General features: G+C 42.5%; 17 protein-coding genes and 1 riboswitch. Of the genes, 6 read left to right on the plus strand and 11 right to left on the minus strand.

From position 1 onward, the window contains the following. Nucleotides 1-140 precede the first annotated feature (140 nt). Nucleotides 141-989 carry a CvfB family protein gene (locus tag JJ692_RS15710; RefSeq protein ID WP_025093387.1) on the minus strand — a complete coding sequence of 283 codons (849 nt, stop codon included), beginning with the start codon at nucleotides 987-989 and terminating at the stop codon, nucleotides 141-143. 225 nt (nucleotides 990-1214) lie between these two features. Here JJ692_RS15710 and JJ692_RS15715 point away from each other — a divergent pair, with 225 nt between their 5' ends. The 4 genes from JJ692_RS15715 to JJ692_RS15730 all read left to right on the plus strand — a co-directional run bounded on the left by JJ692_RS15715 (nucleotide 1215) and on the right by JJ692_RS15730 (nucleotide 8230). Next, nucleotides 1215-1706, plus strand: a complete 492-nt coding sequence (locus tag JJ692_RS15715) for a YajQ family cyclic di-GMP-binding protein (protein WP_012009527.1) — start codon at nucleotides 1215-1217, stop codon at nucleotides 1704-1706. 81 nt (nucleotides 1707-1787) lie between these two features. Continuing rightward, a riboswitch (SAM riboswitch) is annotated at nucleotides 1788-1906 on the plus strand. A gap of 78 nt (nucleotides 1907-1984) precedes the next feature. After that, nucleotides 1985-3826, plus strand: a complete 1842-nt coding sequence (locus JJ692_RS15720; RefSeq protein ID WP_034621789.1) for a bifunctional homocysteine S-methyltransferase/methylenetetrahydrofolate reductase — start codon at nucleotides 1985-1987, stop codon at nucleotides 3824-3826. Next, nucleotides 3810-7238 carry a methionine synthase gene (gene metH / locus JJ692_RS15725; RefSeq protein ID WP_206533934.1) on the plus strand — a complete coding sequence of 1143 codons (3429 nt, stop codon included), beginning with the start codon at nucleotides 3810-3812 and terminating at the stop codon, nucleotides 7236-7238. Before JJ692_RS15720 ends, metH begins: the two co-directional genes overlap by 17 nt. A gap of 134 nt (nucleotides 7239-7372) precedes the next feature. Next, nucleotides 7373-8230, plus strand: a complete 858-nt coding sequence (locus JJ692_RS15730; protein ID WP_206533935.1) for a GNAT family N-acetyltransferase — start codon at nucleotides 7373-7375, stop codon at nucleotides 8228-8230. Between the two features lie 43 nt (nucleotides 8231-8273). Here the strand turns inward: JJ692_RS15730 and JJ692_RS15735 are convergent, their stop codons facing one another. From JJ692_RS15735 to JJ692_RS15760, 6 genes are read right to left on the minus strand one after another with little or no spacing between them, the layout of a single operon-like run. Then, nucleotides 8274-10088 (minus strand): IucA/IucC family protein, encoded by a 1815-nt coding sequence (locus tag JJ692_RS15735; protein WP_024425079.1) that lies wholly within the window; start codon nucleotides 10086-10088, stop codon nucleotides 8274-8276. Nucleotides 10089-10101: 13 nt separating this feature from the next. Then, entirely contained in the window at nucleotides 10102-11451 is a 1350-nt protein-coding gene (locus JJ692_RS15740; RefSeq protein WP_073204667.1) for a lysine N(6)-hydroxylase/L-ornithine N(5)-oxygenase family protein, read from the minus strand. After that, nucleotides 11426-11980, minus strand: a complete 555-nt coding sequence (locus JJ692_RS15745; RefSeq protein WP_206533936.1) for a GNAT family N-acetyltransferase — start codon at nucleotides 11978-11980, stop codon at nucleotides 11426-11428. Before JJ692_RS15745 ends, JJ692_RS15740 begins: the two co-directional genes overlap by 26 nt. Next, nucleotides 11977-13758: an IucA/IucC family protein gene (locus JJ692_RS15750; protein ID WP_073204662.1), complete on the minus strand. Its 1782-nt coding sequence runs from the start codon at nucleotides 13756-13758 to the stop codon at nucleotides 11977-11979. Before JJ692_RS15750 ends, JJ692_RS15745 begins: the two co-directional genes overlap by 4 nt. Beyond that, nucleotides 13755-15251 (minus strand): pyridoxal phosphate-dependent decarboxylase family protein, encoded by a 1497-nt coding sequence (locus tag JJ692_RS15755; protein ID WP_073204659.1) that lies wholly within the window; start codon nucleotides 15249-15251, stop codon nucleotides 13755-13757. The genes JJ692_RS15750 and JJ692_RS15755 overlap by 4 nt, the downstream gene beginning before the upstream one ends. Then, on the minus strand, nucleotides 15238-16584 hold the full coding sequence (locus JJ692_RS15760) for an aspartate aminotransferase family protein (RefSeq protein WP_024425084.1): 1347 nt from the start codon (nucleotides 16582-16584) through the stop codon (nucleotides 15238-15240). Before JJ692_RS15760 ends, JJ692_RS15755 begins: the two co-directional genes overlap by 14 nt. A 384-nt stretch (nucleotides 16585-16968) precedes the next feature. Here JJ692_RS15760 and JJ692_RS15765 point away from each other — a divergent pair, with 384 nt between their 5' ends. Then, on the plus strand, nucleotides 16969-17505 hold the full coding sequence (locus tag JJ692_RS15765; protein WP_056766114.1) for a serine O-acetyltransferase: 537 nt from the start codon (nucleotides 16969-16971) through the stop codon (nucleotides 17503-17505). On the opposite strand, the gene JJ692_RS15770 is transcribed toward JJ692_RS15765, so the two are convergent. The 4 genes from JJ692_RS15770 to JJ692_RS15785 all read right to left on the minus strand — a co-directional run bounded on the left by JJ692_RS15770 (nucleotide 17500) and on the right by JJ692_RS15785 (nucleotide 19566). Beyond that, the gene (locus JJ692_RS15770) at nucleotides 17500-17757 is read right to left on the minus strand and encodes a hypothetical protein (protein WP_024425086.1); all 258 of its coding nucleotides are present in this window, start codon (nucleotides 17755-17757) and stop codon (nucleotides 17500-17502) included. The genes JJ692_RS15765 and JJ692_RS15770 overlap by 6 nt on opposite strands. Before the next feature lie 31 nt (nucleotides 17758-17788). Further along, on the minus strand, nucleotides 17789-18064 hold the full coding sequence (locus tag JJ692_RS15775) for a hypothetical protein (protein WP_024425087.1): 276 nt from the start codon (nucleotides 18062-18064) through the stop codon (nucleotides 17789-17791). Between the two features lie 63 nt (nucleotides 18065-18127). Further along, nucleotides 18128-18685 (minus strand): GNAT family N-acetyltransferase, encoded by a 558-nt coding sequence (locus JJ692_RS15780; RefSeq protein ID WP_073204656.1) that lies wholly within the window; start codon nucleotides 18683-18685, stop codon nucleotides 18128-18130. 14 nt (nucleotides 18686-18699) lie between these two features. Further along, complete coding sequence (locus JJ692_RS15785) at nucleotides 18700-19566, minus strand: AraC family transcriptional regulator (protein WP_206533937.1); 867 nt, start codon at nucleotides 19564-19566, stop codon at nucleotides 18700-18702. A 113-nt stretch (nucleotides 19567-19679) separates the two neighbouring features. Here JJ692_RS15785 and JJ692_RS15790 point away from each other — a divergent pair, with 113 nt between their 5' ends. After that, entirely contained in the window at nucleotides 19680-21056 is a 1377-nt protein-coding gene (locus tag JJ692_RS15790) for an MATE family efflux transporter (protein WP_073204652.1), read from the plus strand. Nucleotide 21057 lies beyond the last annotated feature (1 nt).

The following is a 21057-nucleotide window of genomic DNA, read 5'->3' on the forward strand; positions in this document are numbered from 1 at the left end:
ACACACTCCTTTTATCATCCTTACTCCTTTTTTATCGGATTTGAGGGGCGTTGTTTCAATGATATAGTGAAGGTTTTTCATGACTTTTTTCATAGAAAAAATCCATTATTTAAGACAAAAATAAAAAAGTGAGCAAATGCTCACTTTTTCTCGTATGTCCAGCCTTCTTTTTGGTAAACTAGATCATTTTTCATGAGATGACCTAGTGCTCGTTTAAAGGCTGCCTTACTCATTTGAAATCTTTCGCGGATATCCTCTGGATCACTTTTGTCTCCATAAGGCATGGCACCGTTTCTTGTTCTCATATAGGTTAAAATTTCTTCTGCATCGACAGATAATGCATCCTGTTTTCTAGGAAGCAGAGAAACGTTTACGGTTCCATCCTCTTTCACTGCAATGACGCGTCCTGTAACGGTCGATCCTAATCTTGGCTCTTCCTTTCGTTCCGTGCGGTGAATAAACCCTCGCACGCCTGTATCTGTCAGCATAAAGGAACCTGTCGCAATTAAACGATAAATGGTTCCAGTGATTTCTTTGTTCATTAAGGTTTCTGGTGCCTCAGTAAACAATTCACTGATCACGTCTTCTGTGGCTGGTTTTGCGAACATTCTGCCGTAGCTTGTGACTTTCAGCATACAGTAGAGTTTGTCTCCTTTTTTCGGCCATGCTTCCTCAAAAGGCGGGAGATGTTCTGTTGCAACAAGTGCATCCTTTGACAGCCCAACATCGACAAATGCGCCCATGTCTTCTACCACGTCCACGACTTCTACCCAGCCGTATGTATGTGCGTTAATTGTAGGTATTTTCATCGTGGCAGCGAGTCTTTCTTCATGATCTACATATAAGTAGACCTCTACTTCATCTCGGTCACCAATATCTTCTGTCATTTCACTGCGGTGTAAGAGGACCGAATCTTCACCGTCTGTCAAAAAGTAGCCGTATTCCATTTCATTCTCTATTTGCAAGGTCAGTTGCTCACCTGGTCTCATGTTCTCTTCCTTCCTATCTGCCCATAAAAGAGCGTTCGTTCATCTTTTGATTCACTCTATTCTACTATACTTCTCCCCGCATGAACATCTCTAGTTCTGTTAGCTAAAGTGGACAAATTGGACACGATTTATACGGTTGGCGGCTGTACTCTTTGATAAAGTTTTCTTCTTCTGCTATTTGCATGATAAAATAGACGCAATATCTAAACTTGGAGGTCATGTGTGATGGCAAAAGAAAGCTCATTTGACATTGTATCGAAGGTTGAACTGCCTGAAGTGCAAAACGCTGTTCAAGCAGCACTGAAAGAAATTAAAAACCGTTATGATTTTAAAGGAAGTAAAAGTGATATTTCTCTCGAAAAAGAAGAGCTCGTTCTCATCTCTGATGATGACTTCAAACTTGAGCAGCTAAAAGATGTGCTTGTGACAAAACTGATCAAACGAAATGTTCCAACTAAAAATATCGATTATGGAAAAACTGAGCATGCCCTAGGCGGTACAGTGCGCCAGCGTGCGAAGCTCATCAGCGGGATTGATCAAGACAACGCCAAAAAGATTAACGCGCTTATCAAGCAGTCTGGCATCAAAGTGAAATCACAATTTCAGGATGACCAAGTGCGTGTGACAGGGAAAAATAAAGATGATTTACAAGAGGTGATTTCTCTTATGCGCAAGGCTGATTTGCCGATTGATGTCCAATTTATAAATTTTCGATAAATTTCAAATTTTCCATTGATTATTTCTGCATTTTTCGTTACAGTTGATGGAAGTTCAATTCATTGACATGTTCATATTGCTTTCTTATCAAGAGAGGCAGAGGGACTGGCCCTGTGAAGCCTCAGCAACCGGTGTAGTAGAAATCTATTTTCTATGACCAAGGTGCTAAATCCAGCAAGCAACTGCTTGGAAGATAAGGAGAAGAATTACGATACAGCCAAAAAGTCTTCTTCTTATCAGAAGGCTTTTTTTGTTACATAGAAATAAGGAGGAATACAATGGGCCTATTACAAGACTTACAAAACCGCGTACTGATAGCTGACGGAGCGATGGGAACACTTTTATACTCTTACGGCATTGACCGCTGCTTTGAAGAATTAAATTTATCGAAAGAGGATGAAGTGAAACGCGTGCACGAAGCATATGTGCAGGCAGGCGCTGACATCATCCAAACGAACACATATGGTGCGAATTATATTAAACTATCCCGCTACGGCTTAGAGGAAGAAACGAAACGCATCAATACAAAAGCGGTACAAATTGCAAAAGCAGCCGCAGGCTCTGCTTATGTACTCGGAACAATTGGCGGCATTCGGACGTTTAACAAAAATGCCTACTCTATAGAAGAAATCAAACGAAGCTTTAGAGAGCAGCTGTACATCCTATTAAATGAAGAACCTGACGGATTGTTGCTTGAAACGTATTATGACATAGAAGAAGCAAAGGCTGTTCTCCAAATTGCCCGCAAAGAAACGACTCTTCCGATTGTCATGAACGTCTCTATGCATGAACAAGGCGTTTTGCAGGATGGTACCCCGCTGAAGGATGGTTTATCTGAGTTATCATCTCTTGGTGCAGATGTTGTCGGCATCAACTGCCGGCTGGGCCCTTATCACATGATTCAGGCACTAGAAGGCGTTCCACTTTTGGAAAATTCGCACTTATCTGTCTATCCTAACAGCAGTCTCCCCTCTCTTGAAGCAGGCAGACTCGTCTATGATACCGATAACGATTATTTCCGAAAAAGTGCACTTGAATTTAGAAATCAGGGCGCACGTATTATCGGAGGTTGCTGCGGAACAACACCTCAGCATATTAGCGCAATGGCTGAAGCGGTCAAAGATTTAGCACCGATCACTGAAAAAGAAGTGAAGGTGTTAAAAGAAGAAATCATTTCCATCCAAGATCAGCGCACTGAGCCAGGTCTTGATGAGCTGGCTGTGAAAAAACGATCGATTATCGTAGAGCTTGATCCGCCGAAGAAGCTGAACTTCGAAAAATTTCTCGTTGCTGCAAATGAATTAAAGGATGCTGGCATTGATGCATTGACGTTAGCCGATAATTCTCTTGCGACTCCGCGCATTAGCAATGTCGCTTGCGGCGCATTATTAAAGCAGCAGCTCGATATGCGTTCTCTTGTTCATATCACATGCCGCGACCGTAATTTGATTGGCCTTCAATCTCATTTAATGGGGCTCGACACCCTTGGATTAACCGATATTTTAGCGATCACAGGCGATCCATCTAAAATTGGAGACTTCCCAGGTGCAACATCTGTCTATGATTTAACCTCCTTTGATTTGATTCGTCTCATCAAACAATTTAATGAAGGCCTTTCTTTCTCAGGAAAACCCCTTGGCAAAAAGACCAATTTTTCAGTGGCTGGCGCGTTTAACCCAAATGTGCGCCATATTGATAAAGCAGTCAAACGTCTTGAGAAAAAAATCGAATACGGTGCTGATTATTTTATTTCACAGCCTGTTTATTCTGAGGAACAGCTTGTGAAAATTCATGAGGAAAGCCGCCACTTGGATAAACCGATTTACATCGGCATTATGCCGTTAACAAGCAGCCGAAATGCAGAATTTATTCATCACGAAATTCCAGGCATCAAATTATCTGATTCTATTCGTGACATTATGGCCAAAGCTGGCGAGGATAAAGAAAAGCAGCGAGCAGAAGGCTTAGCGATTGCCCGCTCTTTATTAGATACAGCCTGCGAATTGTTTAATGGCATTTATTTAATTACTCCTTTCCTTCGATCAGATTTAACAGCAGAACTGACCACCTACATCCATCAGAAAGAAAAGGAGTCTAACGTCCATGTCAACTATCACTGAACAGCTCAAAAAACGCATCCTCGTGCTTGATGGGGCAATGGGCACAATGATTCAAAACGCCAACCTGACAGCAGAGGACTTTGGCGGAGAAGAGTATGAGGGCTGTAACGAGTATTTGAATGTGACAGCCCCTCACATCATCTCTAAGATCCATAGGGAGTACCTCGAAGCAAATGCTGACCTCATTGAAACAAATACGTTCGGCGCGACAGAGCTCGTCCTTGATGAATATGGGCTTGGCCATCTTGCCTATGAACTCAATGTTCGAGCTGCGCAGCTGGCTAAGGCTGAAGCAGACCGTTTCTCTACACCGGAGCAGCCTCGTTTTGTTGTAGGCGCAATGGGCCCGACAACGAAAACATTATCTGTAACAGGCGGCACAACCTTTAGTAAGCTCGTCAGAAACTATGAAGAACAGGCCCGCGCTCTGATTGACGGTAAGTGTGATGCCCTTCTTTTAGAAACAAGCCAAGATATGCTGAATGTAAAAGCTGGATTCAAAGGGATTCAGGAAGCCTTTCAGCAGACCGGCATTCAATTACCACTCATGGTATCAGGTACGATTGAACCGATGGGCACCACCCTTGCTGGTCAAGATATCGAAGCCTTTTATATCTCTCTTGAGCATATGAAACCCATCAGTGTGGGCCTGAACTGTGCGACTGGTCCAGAATTTATGACAGACCACATCCGCACGCTCTCCTCCATCGCAAAGTCAGCGGTGAGCTGCTATCCGAATGCTGGTCTCCCAGATGAAGAAGGCCAATATCATGAATCCCCTGCCTCTCTTGCGAAGAAAATCGCCGCCTTTGCTAAGGAAGGCTGGTTAAATATCGTCGGCGGCTGCTGTGGGACTACACCTGCGCATATTCAAGCATTGTCAGATGAAGTACGCACGATTCAGCCGCGTCATATCACTCGAGAATCACCGCAGCATACCGTATCAGGAATTGAGCCCCTTATTTATGAGGATTCAATGCGTCCTCTTTTTGTAGGCGAACGGACCAATGTCATTGGTTCTCGCAAATTCAAACGGCTCATTGCGGAACAAAAGTTTGAAGAAGCAGCAGAAATTGCTCGTGCTCAAGTGAAAAATGGCGCTCACGTCGTTGATGTGTGTCTCGCCGACCCAGACCGTGATGAGGCAGCAGACATGGAAGGCTTTTTACAAGAAGCCATGAAAAAGGTGAAAGCCCCTTTTGTCATTGATTCAACGGATAAACACGTGATTGAAAAGGCACTCACCTATTCTCAAGGGAAAGCCATCATCAATTCCATCAACCTTGAGGATGGCGAGGAACGCTTTGAAGAGATTCTTCCTCTTGTAAAGCTATATGGCGGTGCACTTGTTGTTGGCACGATTGATGAAATAGGAATGGCCGTGACAGCAGAACGAAAGCTTGAAATTGCTGTACGTTCTCACGATTTGCTAACGAGGAAGTATGGAATTCCCGCAAGTGACATCATTTTTGATCCGCTTGTCTTTCCCGTAGGCACTGGAGACGAGCAATATATTGGCGCCGCTGAAGAAACGATCAAAGGCATTAAAATGATCAAGGAAACCCTGCCTGAGTGCCTCACCATTTTAGGCATTAGCAACGTATCTTTCGGACTTCCGCCTGTTGGCAGAGAAATCTTAAATGCTGTCTATTTATATCATTGCGTGCAAGCAGGACTTGACTATGCCATTGTCAATACAGAAAAGCTTGAACGCTTCGCTTCCATTCCAAAGGAAGAAATCAAACTAGCTGAAACCTTACTTTATGAAACAAATGATCAAACACTGGCTGAATTCACCCAATTTTACCGCGGCAAAAAGAAAACGGAGAAAAAACCAAAGGTCTCCTTATCACTTGATGAAAGGCTGGCGCTCTACGTCGTCGAGGGAACGAAAGAAGGTCTCATCGATGATCTATCCCTTGCTTTGGAGCATTATGAATCGCCGCTTCATATCATCAATGGCCCGTTAATGCAGGGAATGGCTGAAGTTGGTCGTCTTTTTAATCAAAACGAACTGATCGTAGCCGAGGTACTCCAATCGGCAGAGGTCATGAAAGCATCTGTTTCGTTTCTTGAGCAATATATGGAAAAGCAGCATGCAAGCGGGAAAGGAAAGATTCTGCTTGCCACCGTTAAAGGAGATGTCCATGATATCGGGAAAAACCTTGTCGACATCATTTTGAGCAATAATGGCTTTCAAGTGGTCGACCTCGGCATCAAGGTGACTCCTCAAACATTGATTGAAGCTGTGCAAAAGGAAAAACCAGATATGATTGGATTATCAGGCTTACTTGTAAAGTCCGCACAGCAAATGGTACTAACCGCTCAGGATTTACAAAAAGCAAACATTTCTGTTCCTATTTTGGTCGGCGGTGCTGCCCTTTCTCGTAAATTTACAAAAATGAAAATTTCGCCTCATTATGATGGGCCTGTTCTTTATGCAAAAGATGCTATGGACGGACTGTCATTAGCCAATGAGTTAAAAGCAAATCCACTGCAATTTCAAACAAAGCCGCCAGAAGAGCCAGCGGCACCTATCAAGGAGAAAGAAGGAAAGCAGCCGAAAGCTGTCATTGAATTACTAGAAAAACGCGCATCTCTCCCGCAAGCACCGGTATTTACGCCAGAAAATACCACACGCCATTATGTGAAGGACATCGATTTGCATCATATTATGCCATATGTGAATGAACAAATGCTCATTGGTCATCATCTCGGTTTAAAGGGAAAGGTCAAAACCTTATTAGCTGAACAGCACCCAAAAGCATTGGAATTAAAACAGCTTGTCACAGATCTTCTAAACGAAGGCAGAGAGAAAAACTGGTTTGCGCCAGCATTTGTGTATCAATTCTTCCCTGCCAGTTCAGACGGAAATGATTTGCATATTTATGATCCCGAAGAACCTGACCGCATCATTGAAACGTTCCAATTTCCAAGGCAGGAGAAGCTCCCGTACCGCTCTATTTCTGATTATGTACGGAAAAGTGATGAAAACGAGAAAGATTATATTGCCTTATTCGCCGTCACAGCCGGCGCGCGTATACGTGAAGTCGCGCAGCAATTTAAGCAGGAAGGAGATTATTTAAAAATGCATGCTGTCCAAGCTCTGGCACTTGAGCTTGCAGAAGGATTGGCTGAAAGAACCCACCAAGTGATTCGTGACAAATGGGGATTCCCTGATCCAGTCGATTTTACAATGGAAAAACGATTCCAAGCGAAATATCAAGGGCAGCGCTATTCCTTTGGTTATCCAGCGTGTCCAAATCTTGAGGACCAGGAAAAGCTGTTCAAGCTGCTTCAGCCTGAAAAAATCGGCATCCATCTGACAGAAGGATTCATGATGGAACCTGAAGCATCTGTTTCTGCGATCGTCGTTTCCCACCCTGAAGCTCGATATTTTAATGTTCATTAAGACTAGAACCTCCGTCATTGGGGGTTCTTATTTGATACACGCTGAGAGGAAAAGGATCTTCCTTTTCCTTTTTCTTATGCCTTCATATGGTACGATACATATAGATGAAATCAGCTAAGAAGGAGTTGCGTGTATTGAAAAACGTTGTACAACGAACTTTAACACTTGATGACATACCCGATCTTATCGCATTGTCAAAAGAGGTCGACTGGCCTGATTACAATGAGGATGAGCTTACATCTCTTTTAACAAACGGATATTTTACAGGTTTTTCAACAACAGATGGACAAGTGATCTCATGTGCGGGACTTTTCCAATATGATAAAGCAGCATCAATTGGTGCCGTTATTGTATCTGAGACGCATCGCGGCTTAGGCCTTGCGCGGAAAATGATTGACACCCTGCTTCGCCGAAGCGATCAAAGTGTTCCTGTCGTTTTAACTGCTACTGTACAAGGACAGCCCGTTTACGAAAAAATCGGATTCCAAACGGCCGGCTATATTCATACATACAAAGCACAGACCACGAATCCATCGGCTTTTCGTGTGTCACGCGGGATTCACCTTTCTCCTGCTGATGAAGCGGACCTTCCATCTATTGAAGCTCTTGACGAAAAAGGTGCAGGCACCAATCGATCAAGCTTTATAAGAAAGCGAATGGAACGAGCATCGTTCCGGCTGATCGCAAAGAATGCGCATCATGAAACAACTGGCTTTGCATTTGGCATCGAAACCCCTGCTAATCTAATGATTGGACCGCTTACAGCAAACGATGAACAAACCGCTCTCGCTCTCATCCAATCACTCATCTCGTCTTATTCAGGGGCAATTCGTATAGATATGCAGGAAGAAACTGCTGAGCGCCTGCATGAAACACTTGTTGAAGCAGGATTTACAAAAACAAACGTAGCGCATTTTATGATGATTCGCGGGAAAGAAAAACTAAATGATCCCGCCCTTTTCTATTTTCTTGCCTCTCAAGCATTTTCTTAAAAAACAAACAAGCTGTAGACACTTGATGTCTACAGCTTTTCTATTACTTCTCCCCAACTGACGAAAGAACATGAGCGAGTGCATTTGTGACCTTCCCATGCTCTGAAGCATGCGGGCGGTCATCTCCATCTCCATAGCCATAATCAATCATTCGATTACGATTTAAGCAAAGCTTTGTCAGCTTCGGCTGGAATAGATCAAATAATTCAAAACGGTCTTTTAGCTGTGGAAATTGCTTTTGATACTGCTGAATTTCTTCAGCAAGCAAACGCCAAAGAGTCGTTTCATCTAACAGATTGTGATTGTCTAATACGTTGGATACATAACGCAGATTGCAAATAAATAATCCTGTAAAGATAAATTGTACTAGACCTTCTGGCGGCTCACTGCGCAGCACTTCTTTTAAATCTTCTTCTAGTGAAGCTAATTCAGGCAGCGGCTGGTCACTTATATTCACATCATCAACGAAATCTTTGATCGCCAAACGATGCGGCTGATGATTTTTTAACACAAGAATTGTATTTTGCCCATGCGGTGAAAAGACTGTGCCGTATTGATACATAAAGTGCAGCAGCGGCGGCATCACGACATGGAAGAACTTCGCCATCCATTCTTTTGCTGAGAGACCTGATTTTTCAATCAGCTGCTTGATATACGGCTCACCTTCATGATCCTCGTAAGTAAGTGCCGCAAGTGTAACAGGGCTCTCCCCTTCTTCTAAGTACGTATAAATGCTTTCTCTAAAAATGACACCGAGCATCTCAAGATATTGATACGGCGCACCAGGCAGTTTGCTGTAGTATGGATGATCGACATTGATACTTGCATTCTCACCTGGTAAAATGACGCGGCAGACATCAGATAAAAATGAGTCTTGATCGGCAATCCCTTTAATATGCGCTGTAATGCGCGGGGCAATGACCGTACGTTCTGATGGGAGTCCACGGTACACGAGCGTATTTAAAATACTCATTGGCAGTTTAATATGATGCTTGTCTTTATTTGAGATATTTGTAAAGGTTCTGATCGACTGCTGCGGGATATATTGATCCAGCCCTTCTCCCAAATACACAATCCGGCGCAAGGCCAAATCTTCAGGGAAATGCTGAATAATCATATGCGTCCACTGCCACTGATGAACAGGCATCATATAATAGTCAGCTGCATTCAGTCCTTCATCCTTTAACACACGCTGAAATTGACGAATCGTGACTTCATCTAATTCTTTGGCGATCACCTGCTCATAGTTTTCATGATCGACTGCATGGAATGTCGCAAGCTCTCTATGTACAGCAATCCAAGACAGCTGCACACATTCCTGCCGTTCAGGTGCATAGGCTAAGTAATCATCGTAGCTAAATCCTATACGTCCTTTGTTATACACAATCCAAGGATGGCCTGTCATTTCTCCTTCAATCCATGCATAATCCGTATCTGTCAGTTCATCCGCACGAAGTGCTTTTTTCGACAGCAAATGGACATCGGCTAACAAAGTATGGTGAAGCTCTTTGATAAGATGGCCTGTTGTGTCAGAGGACATTGGAATGATCGGCTGAATGTCTAGTAAAAACACAATGGCACTGACATCCTTTGACCATTTTCCATCTTGACAGTACTCAATTGATTCAGCGATTGTATCAAAACTATCAAACAACCGAGGTTTTGCCAGATAACGATATTTCTTATGTTCGTGAATGATTAATTCATACTGCGCGATGCCATCCTTACAATCCAGCTCAACAGGATGAAGCATGTCCTCATACATATATTCAGACAGCATTTTAGCCACCATTCGCTGGTTTGCCTTTTTCCAAGCAGCAGGATTCACCGCTTTTTTCAATTCATCTTGTACACTCATCGCTTCATCCTCCTTATCCTTTCATTTCTTCAAATGTGTGTGCGTTCTTGTGTGTACCAAATGTCTGGAAGACGTGCTTTTGATAAAGTGGATACACGGTTTGACGAGCAAGTTCATTGATGATCACACTGTTTCGATAAGCCCCCAGCCCTAAATCTGGTGCGCCGACCCCATGAGTATGAAGCTCTGCATTTTGTACAAAAATATCATTTTCACCCATCGTATTTGTTTTCAAACGATATTCACGTTCAACTTGGAATCTCCCTTGATCATCCCATTGAATGTGATGAGAAATAGGGTTGATAAATGGCGGCAGAACGGATTGATAGCCAGTCGCCAATACGACAATATCCGTTTCATGTGTAAAGGATTCTTCCTTGACCCATTGCGTGCATGAAAGTGATAACCCGCCCGCTGTTTCCTCAATCAAGTTGACCTCTGTCATGGCTTGAAGCACTGTGTTCAGCTGGTTTCCGCAGGCAGAACGTTCATAAAGCAAATGATAAATATCACGAATCATCGCCGAACTGATACCTTTATAAAGCAAGTCTTGCTGTTTTAATAACGCATCCTTTTTGGCTTGCGGAAGCTCATAAAAGAAATCAATATAGTCAGGGGAGAAATACTCAAGTCCAAGGTTTGAATATTCCATTGGGAAAAATCCTTTTGATCGTGTAAACCAGTGAATATCCTTTGCCTCATCATCTGATAAAATGTCATAAAACACTTCTGCCGCACTTTGACCAGAGCCGATAACTGTTACAGATTTCCCTTTGAAACAGCCTTCTTTTTTTCGTTTTAAATAGTCAGCTGAGTGAAAAACCTTCTCTCCTAAAGCTGGCTGGAGCGATGCGGGTATCGCCGGCTGCGTGCCAATTCCTAAGACGAGATGTTTGCTTTCAAACACCTCTACAGTTTGGTCCTTTACATGACGGACATGCACTTCATAGCGCTTTTCCCCTGCCTTTTCAATCAGTGAGACAGATTCGACGTTCATGCCAAATCGGCAGGAATCTAACTGGTCAGCGACCCAGCGGCAATAATGACTGTATTCCTTGCGCGGGATATGGAAGTCCTCTAGAAAGTAAAATGAATACAAACGGTTTTGTTCCTGCAAATAGTTGAGAAAGCTATATTTGCTTTTCACATCTGCCATGCTGACAAGGTCCGCTAAAAATGGGACTTGCAGTGTTGTCCCTTCAATGAGCATCCCTGAGTGCCAGTGAAAGGCTTCACTTCTTTCAAAAAACAAAGCGTCGATTTCATTTACCTCTTCAGATAATGCGGCAAGCCCCAGGTTAAATGGGCCAATGCCGATCCCTATTACATCCACTATATTATTTTGCTTGTTGAACCGCGTCATGGTTATACTTCCTTTCGAATCGTTCTCGATCACAAAACATCAAAAGACCTGTTTTGTCGGGTAAAGTAACTGATTTTACACGTTCGAAGCCGCATTTTTCAAATACATGAATCATTTTTTCATTGCGAATATCCGGCTCAGCAACGATTTTTTCTGTTCGTTTGTTCTGCTCAAATTGAAATGCTGTCATTGCCTGAAGGAGCGGCTCAGCAAATCCTTTTCCCACATAATCCGGCTCCCCTATTAACAGGTGGATACCTTGATCATGCGGAGAAGGCTCATAGTAGGATTCAATGATATCCCCTTTCACGTTGTAAGCCTCAAAATAACTCATTGGCGTCCCATCAATCGTGCCTAAATAAAGGGTTTGATGCGGATCATGTATCGCCTGATAAAAATGCTTTTCAAAATCAGAAAACGGAATATTCAAATGCCAAAATGGGTGAACATACTCTTCTTGCATCCACTTATGGACAAGCTGAACGTCTCTTTCATATTCAGCACGAATAAACCTAATACGATGCCTCATCCAATCAGCGCCTCCTTATGTAAAAAGAGCGGATTCAAGACAGCCGTGTAACGAGATTGTGTTTCCAGAGATCCGGTCAGCTCATCCATATCTTCAAATCGTGTCAGCAAATTCGCTTTTGAAGGAAGTTCTTTTGAGCGGAGAAGGCTGTTAGTCAGTTCAGATGCTCCGTATGTCTCCTCATGAGCGAGTAATGTATCTCTCACGAGTGCCAGCAAATCTTCTTCCTTTGCAAGGCCTTCTGTGCCAAAGCCATTAATGAGACCAAATAAATGATTAAAGAAGAAATAATAACGGAGTCTCTCAACGGCTACATCATCCGCACAAATGGTTTCACTTCTTACGCTCAAGTTTTGAACTAGATTCGCGAGCTTATCCTTTTTCGATTCACTATAATAGTAGCCTTGGTTGTCACGGTAATAGAAGGTCTCTGGATAACCATCCTTCATTTGCACAACAGCATTTTGCTGATGGGCCTCGAGTGCAAGACCATACGTTTCAAACAGCCAGAGCATCGGCTTTAACGAAATAGTCAAATATTGTTTAAACCAATCTTGGCTGACCGCTTCTGTTGACCTGCCTTCTGCGCCTGCAAGTTTATGAATAATTCCTGCTAATCTCGATTTTCCTCCATACGCATGATCCTGACACAGCCCAGCAATTAAGCTTGCGCCTTTTTCACGATGCAAGAATGGATTTTGACGAATGACCACTTCAAAGCCAGATTCCGTTTCATCTCCTAGAATAGAGAGATATGCAGGATCTTCAATGACCCGGAATCCAGAAAATTTTTCATATAAAGAAACGCCTAATTCTGTTTTTAAGATGCGGGACATCTCAACCCCGCGATCCAGTTCCTTTTGTTTATTGATGCGTAACGAGTTTGTAATTTTCACAGGAACAGAGAATTTGAGCATGTAAGCAGAATCCTTTTGATAGACCGTTCTAAAGGATGAGGTCGCTGTGTATTCAGACCCGAGCGGTCCTAAATAAGTCAGTTTCCCCTCCTCTATATAACGCTTCACGAATGCCTTCTCCATGACCACTTTGACTTGCAGCGGATGAATCGGAATGAGCATATATTCTCCGTTTTCTGTTAACCTATTCAGCCTCTCTGTTTCTTTTGGCACCTGACGCGAAAGCTCTTCTAACATGAGGCTTGCCGCAGATTGTGAAATAGACGAATCCTGAAGCACAATCGAATGGTGCGCTTTAAAGTAATGAAGCTGGAAAGCTCCTTTCAGCTCAGGAGAATAGACGGCTTCCTCCTCTTCTGTCATCCCTTGTCTGCTTTTTGGTGTAGGATGTGTTAAATGTCCAAGGAGAAGTGACTGCTCAGCCTCGATGTACTCAAAATCAGCTTGAGATAAAGCAGCTTGATCACTTTCTCTCTCCTTTAAGAATCGTTCAATATTTCGGCAGCTTAAAATGATGCGAAGCATGAATTCATCCTCTGCATCTGTACGGCCATATGCAATGAGAAGCTCCTTTGAACATAAAGCAACAAGTGTCGTGTAATCGACGACCGTTCCCTCTTTTTCGCTGCCACTTGGACGAAAGCGAATCGGAAAATCAAAGAGATGGCGGCCTACAGATGAAAAATATCGGATCGGAATCACAAGCTCAAGGTCTTGCTTTGCTAGTTTTGCCACGAATACAAGCGAACCATCTGCTTTCGTCTCTTTTTTTGCAGATCGATCGATTCCTGTTTCACGTAAAAAACAGTTTAAAAAGCTTTGCATAGTTGCATTTTCAGCCATTTGTTTATATTGACTCAACGTAGTACCCTCCCGGATTGAATATGAGCGATCCCGATATCAACGATGTCAGAAAGGATTTCCTCAATATGTGTGATTGTCGTTCTCGGATTTAACAAAGTGAATTTTAAGCATGTTTGACCATCCACCACTGTTTTCGCAATGACAGCAACTCCTGATTTGAACAGCGTTCGATGAATGATTTTATTGATGTCATCCGTTCGTTGGTCATCCTTAAATCGAAACACAACTGCATTGATTTCTGGCTCAGGATTGATCACTTCAAGGTGATCATTTCTCTCTATAAGTGCTGCCACATCCTTCGCAAAATCAATGGTATGGTCAATAATGTCACCAAACCCCTCCTCTCCAATCAGACGAAGAGAAAGAAGCAATTTCAGTGCGTCGAACCGGCGCGTCGTTTGGACAGATTTATGGACAAGATGTAGTATTCCATCCAGTTCATCTTCCTTTGGATTAAGATAATCTGCATGATAATTGATCAAGCCTAAATGTCTTTTATCCTTCAGCAAAAATGCTCCGCAGGAGATCGGCTGATAAAATTGTTTATGAAAATCAATGGTGATGGAATCAGCAAGCTCAATACCTTCTAATTTACACCCGTAGGTTTCGCTTAATATAAGCGCACCTCCGTAAGCAGCATCTGCGTGAATCCATAGACCGTATGGCTTGACGATGTCATACACATCTCGAACCGGGTCAATACTGCCAAAATCAGTTGTCCCGCAAGTCGCCACTACCGCAAAAGGCAGGAGATCCTGTTCCTTTAACTCAACAAGTTTCTTCTTCAAATCATTGAGGTCCATACGGTGATGCTCATCCGTTTCTACTAGAACGACTGCCTGCTCCCCTAAGCCTAGCTGGGATGCAGATTTCTTCACAGTGAAGTGTGCATTCTTAGAGCAAAGAATTTTCATGCGGTGAGCCTCACTCGGCAAGCCTTTCTGCTGAACATTCCATTGCCATGTGTTTTCACAAAATGCATCTCTTGCAAGAAGCAGTCCCATATAGTTAGATTGGGTGCCACCGCTCGTAAATGTCCCATCTGCTAGATTTCCATAAGAAAACTTCGCACATAGCCACTTTAAAATTTCCTCCTCAACCAAAGATGCAATACCGCTTTGATCGAAGGAATCCATTGATTGGTTAAAGGAGCTTACCATCACCTCTGCGGCAAGAGCAGGTATGAGCGGCGGGCAATGCAAATGTGCCAAGCATTTAGGATGCGATACATCAACGAGATGCGGCAAAAGATGCTGCTTTATATCTTGAAAGACAGATTCCATTGATTCGCCAGACGGTTGAAACTGAAATAAGGATTCGACACTAGCCGCTAATTTCCCAGGCAATATTCCGCTGTATGGTCCTTGGTCTTTTTGCCACTGATCCAGTAAGCTGTCGATAGATGTATGAAGAGCCGCTCGGAAGGACTCTCTTCCAAGCTGGCTTTGATTGATAAATAATGAATCCACAGAAGCTTTAGTTGATTGCATCGTAAACGGCCTCTTTGAAAATGGCGATGACTTGTTCAAGCTGTTCTTCTGTCATGATCAATGGCGGTAAGAATCGAATGACGCTACCGAAACGGCCTCCTGTCTCTACAATTAAGCCTTTGTCGAAGCAATTCTTTTGAATGAGACTTGCTAGCTCAGGATTTGCTGGATAACTTCCATCCACATCCTGCTTTTCATTTGGATTGACAATTTCAGCACCAATCATTAATCCTCTTCCTCGAACATCACCGATAGCAGGTACATTTTTTTGAATGTCTTTTAAATAAGCCTGCATGCGATTCCCTAACTGGTCTACATGATCAAGCAGATTGGTTTCTTTTATAAATTTAAGCGTAGCAGTTCCTGCAGCCATCGCCATTTGATTTCCTCTAAATGTGCCAATGTGTGCACCTGGATTCCATTGATCCAAATCTTGATCATAAATCACAACTGAAAGCGGCAGGCTTCCACCAATGGCTTTAGATAATACAATAACGTCTGGCACAATTCCTGCATGTTCAAAGGCAAACATCTTACCTGTTCGGCCAATGCCTGATTGAACCTCATCGATAATGAGCGGAATGCCTTTTTCTTTTGTGATTCTTCTCATTTCTTTTATCCATTCAATAGATGCTGGAATTGAGCCTCCCTCACCTTGCACAGCTTCAAAGATCATACCTGCTGGCGGAAGAATACCACTTTCAGGATCATTTAATACACGCTCAATATAAGAACTGGAAATACGGTGTGAATCTTTACCGCCAATGCCAAATGGGCAGCGATATTCATATGGATAAGGCATGAAATGCACATCTGGAATTAACCCTTGCACTCTTTCCTTTGGAGACAAATTTCCGCTTAATGACATCGTGCCATGTGTCGCACCGTGATAAGCACCGTGGAAAGAAAGAATGGAACGATTACCTGTCGCTGTCTTGACTAATTTAATCGCAGCTTCTATGGCATCACCGCCAGTTGGTCCACAAAATTGAATTTTTGCTCTCTTTGCAAACTCTTCTGGCAGGTGAGAAAAAATTTCATTCACAAACTCTTCTTTAATTTCTGAGGTTATGTCCAACGTATGCAATGGTCTTTTTTCATGAAGCATACGTTCAATAGCTTCTATAACAACCGGATGATTGTGACCAAGTGCAAGTGTTCCTGCGCCTGCCAGACAGTCATAAAACTCTCTGCCATCTGCATCTGTCACGATCATACCCTCGGCTTTTTGCATGGCTAATGGGAACCGTCTCGGGTAAGACCTTGCATTAGATTCTCTTTGACTTTGCTGCTCTAAAAATTGCTGATTTTTAGAAACGGTTTTGATGGACATAATAAAACACTCCTCCAATTGATAAAGATTATCATTTTCATTTATTAGCCTAGAGGATGTGAGATAGGAAAGTCAATTGTATTCAAAAAGATGATTCAAAAAGCATATGAATGCAATATTCTCTTTTTAATGAGTATTTTCGAGTAATTTTTACAAACCTTACTGCCATAAGGGGATGGAACGCATGAGACGGTTTGATATTGAAAAAAATTACAAATCATTCTTCCTGGTTCTTTTGTTCTATTCAACTCAAAGCGCTCATTTTATGAAGAAATTTGGATGAAATGAAGGTAGAAAATTGAAGAAGTAACATCATTTTTTCTTGATATAAATGGTTTGGATGGTATAATTTCTCTGAAACATAAAGGAATGGAGGGGAATTTGATGATTTTTACAAAGCACGATCTTCACCATTACTTAACGCAGGATAAGAAAGCATTAGCGATTACGCGCAGAAGACCAAAGTGGTTTGGGGACGATATATGGAAATATCAAAGGTATTTACGAAAATATGAATACTATTCTAATAGCGGCGCTCTACTGCGCAAATGGTTTTATCGCTATTTACATAAAAAGAAAGGCATGCAGCTTGGCTTTGATATTCCGATTGGCGTCTTTGGCCCAGGTCTTAGAATCAATCATAGTGGTCTCTTAATTGTGAATAAGCACGCAAAAATTGGGGCATTTTGTGATATTCATCAAGGGGTGAATATTGGCCAAAACCATTCCGAAAAGGATGTCCCAACCATTGGAGATCACGTATGGATTGGCCCCGGTGCTAAGCTGTTTGGAGACATTTATATTGCAAATCATATTTCAATCGGAGCAAATGCCGTAGTGAATCGTTCCTTTCATGAAGAGCAGATCGTCATTGCTGGTGTACCGGCTCAAAAGGTAAAAGAAAAAGGCCCTTCTTCATGAAGGCGCCTGATAAAAAAGAATAACACCGATCAAAACAGAGATGAGCAGCATGAGATAAAACAAGATGGTTAAAATCAAGATCGTCCAGCCCAGCCCCTTCCTCTCTGTCTTGATCAAATAAATACCGAGTACGATGGTACTAAATAGCACGCCTAAAATGGCCCACAGCCATTTGTCTTTGTTATGCTTTGGCGCATCAAACCATAAATAGATGGCAACAGCAAGTGAAACGAATAGACCCGTTAATCTCATATTTAAATTCCCCCTTATGTATACGCGCTCTCTATGATGCGTTTGAGTATCCGAAGATCAGCAACAGGAAGTAAAAGACAAAGACTAGTATAACAATAGAATAGATGATGATGGACACGATCAGAACTGTCCAGCCCAATCCTTTTCTGCCTGTTTTGATGAGGTATATCCCAAATGCAAAGAGCCCGAATAAAAGACCTAATATAGACCATAACCATTTATTTTTCCCATGTTTTGGTGCATCTATCAATAGATAGATTGCGACTAAAATAGAAACAAACCATCCAGTTATCCAGCCCACATTCATCTGCCACCCTTCTTCTTCAGTTTATTCCATTATATGATACTTTTGTCCTGAAAAAATAATGATTCAGAGGATATTGCGCGGGAGGCTTTGCCATTCCTCTCTCAGCATCCCAAAGCGCATAGAGTCATAATACTCTCCTTGATAATAACGGACCTTTCTCAATCTCCCCTCAAGGACAAATCCGCATTTCTCTGCGCACCGCATCATCCGTTCATTCCCTGACCAAGTTGTTAAACCAATTCGAGGGATATCAATATGCGTAAATAACACATCAATCCATAGATTTAATGCCTTTGTCCCAATACCCCCGCTCCAAAAACGTGAGTCATAAATGATAATGCCGCATTCAAGCCACCTCGTACGTTCATTCTCCCAATAATATGAGACGGTGCCTTTGATATCACCATCTATTTCAATGCCATATAGCTTTTGGGGAATGGATTCTTCCTGTAAGTAACGTTTCTTAAATGCAGCAAGCGGGATTTCGTGTTCATAAAAATAAGGGGCATTCCATTTTCGATAGGACTGGTCTGATGCTTTAAATTTTAAATGCCACACCGTCTCTAAGTCCGTTTCGGTTAATGGACGTATGTTCACAAGCTCTTCCTTTTCCCTTTTCATCTGTTCACGTTCCTTTACTTTGTCGTTCTTTTTGCTAAATGACGGTACTCGATCGGCGTCATGCCTTCATTTTGCCGAAACAGTTTAGAAAAATAAGTAGGGTCGTCAATACCTACATGATCTGCAATAGCAGCGATTTTTTCATTCGTTGATGCCAGCATGCTTTTGGCTTTTTCGATTTTGAGACGATGGCTGTACTGGTTTGGCGTCAATCCATATACTGTCTGCATACATCTTGTCATGTAGTCAGGATGATAGTGCAGTTTCTCTGCAAGCTGCTCCATGTGTAATTTCTCCATAAAATGATGCTCAAGATAATGAACCACTTCTGATGCAACGGTCTCCTTTGCACTTGGAATATGGAATGCTTCCTTTTGCAGGTGAATGAGCAGTTCCTCAAATAGAAGCTGTTTTTTCAGCGGAAGTTCAGATGCATCATGATTTAGTGCGCTCATCGCTGAAAGGTGTTTTTCTAACACACTTCGTCCTTTCACTTTTCCTAAACGGGGCAGACTAAATTCATAGGTTGCCGGCTTTTCAAAGGTAGCTTGATTTTGTTTCATATCAATCCAGTGTTCTCTCGGCCGGTTCGTCAGCTCAAATCGGTCAATTGAGAAATGCAGCCACTCATAGTGGGTTTCCTCTTCACATGGCAGATGTCCACCATGAGACAGGCCCGGTGAGAGAATCGTATATTCACCTTCTTTTACATGAAAAGCCTCCTCGCCCTCTGTCATCCATAGTTCACCTTTTGTGACATAGAGCAGATCAAATACAGTGAAGGTTCTTGAGATATGTCTTTCTCCTTGATGAAATACCCCTTTACCTGATGCAATATAAGTAGGAAACGGCGGTACAGTAAATGTAATAAATCGATCCATATTCATCCCCTTATGAAGTCGGATTTCTCCAATAAGTTTCGGTTTCGTCTCTTCTTATTATAGTCGATGCACGGTACACTATAAATCGGATTTATACGAAAGGGGGCTATGTGATGAAATCTCAAACCCTGTCATATGAAAAGGTTCAAGCAAAAGATGAGAAAACACACCCTTCATTATTTGCATTAACTTGGCCTATTTTTATCGAAATCTCTTTATATATGCTCATGGGGAGCGCTGATACACTCATGCTCAGCCAATACTCCGATAACAGTGTGGCCGCAGTAGGTGTAAGCAACCAGCTCCTGAATTTATTAATTGTCATGTTCAGCTTCATTACAACAGGAACGACCATTGTGATTGCGCAGCTTTTAGGAGCTGACCGCAAGCAGGAAGCGGCTCAAGTCGCCTATGTCTCACTAGGAACCAACTTCTTGATCAGCTTTGTCATTAGTCTCCTTATGTTTGTGTTAGCTGTTCCAATCCTGCACATGATGGGCTTATCAAGTGAACTCATGCCGGATGCGGCGGTCTTTTTACAAATTGTCGGCCTGCTTTCTTTTATTCAAGCACTCATTATGACGTATAGTGCTATTTTAAAAAGCTACGGATATACAAGAGACACGATGTATGTCACCATCGGAATGAATTTGCTCAACGTTGCCGGTAATTATTTGGTCATTTTTGGTCCGTTTGGCTTTCCGGTATTAGGTGTCATGGGTGTTGCCTTTTCAACCTCACTGGCTCGGTTGATCGGATTGATGGCGATGATCCTCATTGTCCGCCGCCGCATTGGATTGCGCTTTTCGCTGAAGAGTATGTTTCACATTCAGCGGACGCATTTAAAAAAGCTGCTGAAAATTGGCATTCCTTCTGCTGGAGAGCAGCTTTCTTATAACGGCTCTCAAATGATCATTACACTGTTTATTACATTTATGGGAACGCAGGCTTTAGCAGCAAAGGTCTACACTCAAAATTTGATGATGTTCATTATGTTGTTTGGTGCAGCGATTAGCCAAGGGACACAGATTTTAATCGGGCGCCATATTGGAGCGAAAGAATTTGATGCTGCCTACCGCAGATGTATGAAAAGCTTATACTGGGCCATTGGGATCTCTCTTCTTTCTTCTACTGCTTTATCTTTATCATCGACGCATTTGCTTACCTTTTTCACTAGCAATCATGAAATCATTCAAATCGCCGCCACACTTCTCCTATTGACGATCATTTTAGAGCCGGGACGCTCTTTTAATATGGTCATTATTAATTCATTACGGGCGGCTGGTGACGCGAAGTTTCCAGTGTATATGGCGATGATATCAATGTGGGGAATCGGGCTTCCGATCGCTTACTTGCTAGGCATTCAGCTTGAAATGGGTCTCATTGGGGTTTGGATTTCTTTTATCGTGGATGAATGGGTCAGAGGCATCTTCATGTATAGGCGCTGGCGTTCCAGAGTATGGACGGAGTATCGCTTTTCTTCCACATAAA

This window comes from Bacillus sp. 3a, assembly GCF_017161885.1.
Taxonomy (GTDB): domain Bacteria; phylum Bacillota; class Bacilli; order Bacillales; family Bacillaceae; genus Bacillus; species Bacillus safensis.

Excerpts from the sequence above, each read along its gene's own strand:
- JJ692_RS15710 (WP_025093387.1), bottom strand. The coding sequence starts at position 989 with ATGAGACCAGGTGAGCAACTGACCTTGCAAATAGAGAATGAAATGGAA.
- JJ692_RS15715 (WP_012009527.1), top strand. The coding sequence starts at position 1,215 with ATGGCAAAAGAAAGCTCATTTGACATTGTATCGAAGGTTGAACTGCCT.
- JJ692_RS15720 (WP_034621789.1), top strand. The coding sequence starts at position 1,985 with ATGGGCCTATTACAAGACTTACAAAACCGCGTACTGATAGCTGACGGA.
- metH (WP_206533934.1), top strand. The coding sequence starts at position 3,810 with ATGTCAACTATCACTGAACAGCTCAAAAAACGCATCCTCGTGCTTGAT.
- JJ692_RS15735 (WP_024425079.1), bottom strand. The coding sequence starts at position 10,088 with ATGAGTGTACAAGATGAATTGAAAAAAGCGGTGAATCCTGCTGCTTGG.
- JJ692_RS15740 (WP_073204667.1), bottom strand. The coding sequence starts at position 11,451 with ATGACGCGGTTCAACAAGCAAAATAATATAGTGGATGTAATAGGGATC.
- JJ692_RS15745 (WP_206533936.1), bottom strand. The coding sequence starts at position 11,980 with ATGAGGCATCGTATTAGGTTTATTCGTGCTGAATATGAAAGAGACGTT.
- JJ692_RS15755 (WP_073204659.1), bottom strand. The coding sequence starts at position 15,251 with ATGCAATCAACTAAAGCTTCTGTGGATTCATTATTTATCAATCAAAGC.
- JJ692_RS15760 (WP_024425084.1), bottom strand. The coding sequence starts at position 16,584 with ATGTCCATCAAAACCGTTTCTAAAAATCAGCAATTTTTAGAGCAGCAA.
- JJ692_RS15765 (WP_056766114.1), top strand. The coding sequence starts at position 16,969 with ATGATTTTTACAAAGCACGATCTTCACCATTACTTAACGCAGGATAAG.
- JJ692_RS15770 (WP_024425086.1), bottom strand. The coding sequence starts at position 17,757 with ATGAGATTAACGGGTCTATTCGTTTCACTTGCTGTTGCCATCTATTTA.
- JJ692_RS15775 (WP_024425087.1), bottom strand. The coding sequence starts at position 18,064 with ATGAATGTGGGCTGGATAACTGGATGGTTTGTTTCTATTTTAGTCGCA.
- JJ692_RS15780 (WP_073204656.1), bottom strand. The coding sequence starts at position 18,685 with ATGAAAAGGGAAAAGGAAGAGCTTGTGAACATACGTCCATTAACCGAA.
- JJ692_RS15785 (WP_206533937.1), bottom strand. The coding sequence starts at position 19,566 with ATGGATCGATTTATTACATTTACTGTACCGCCGTTTCCTACTTATATT.
- JJ692_RS15790 (WP_073204652.1), top strand. The coding sequence starts at position 19,680 with ATGAAATCTCAAACCCTGTCATATGAAAAGGTTCAAGCAAAAGATGAG.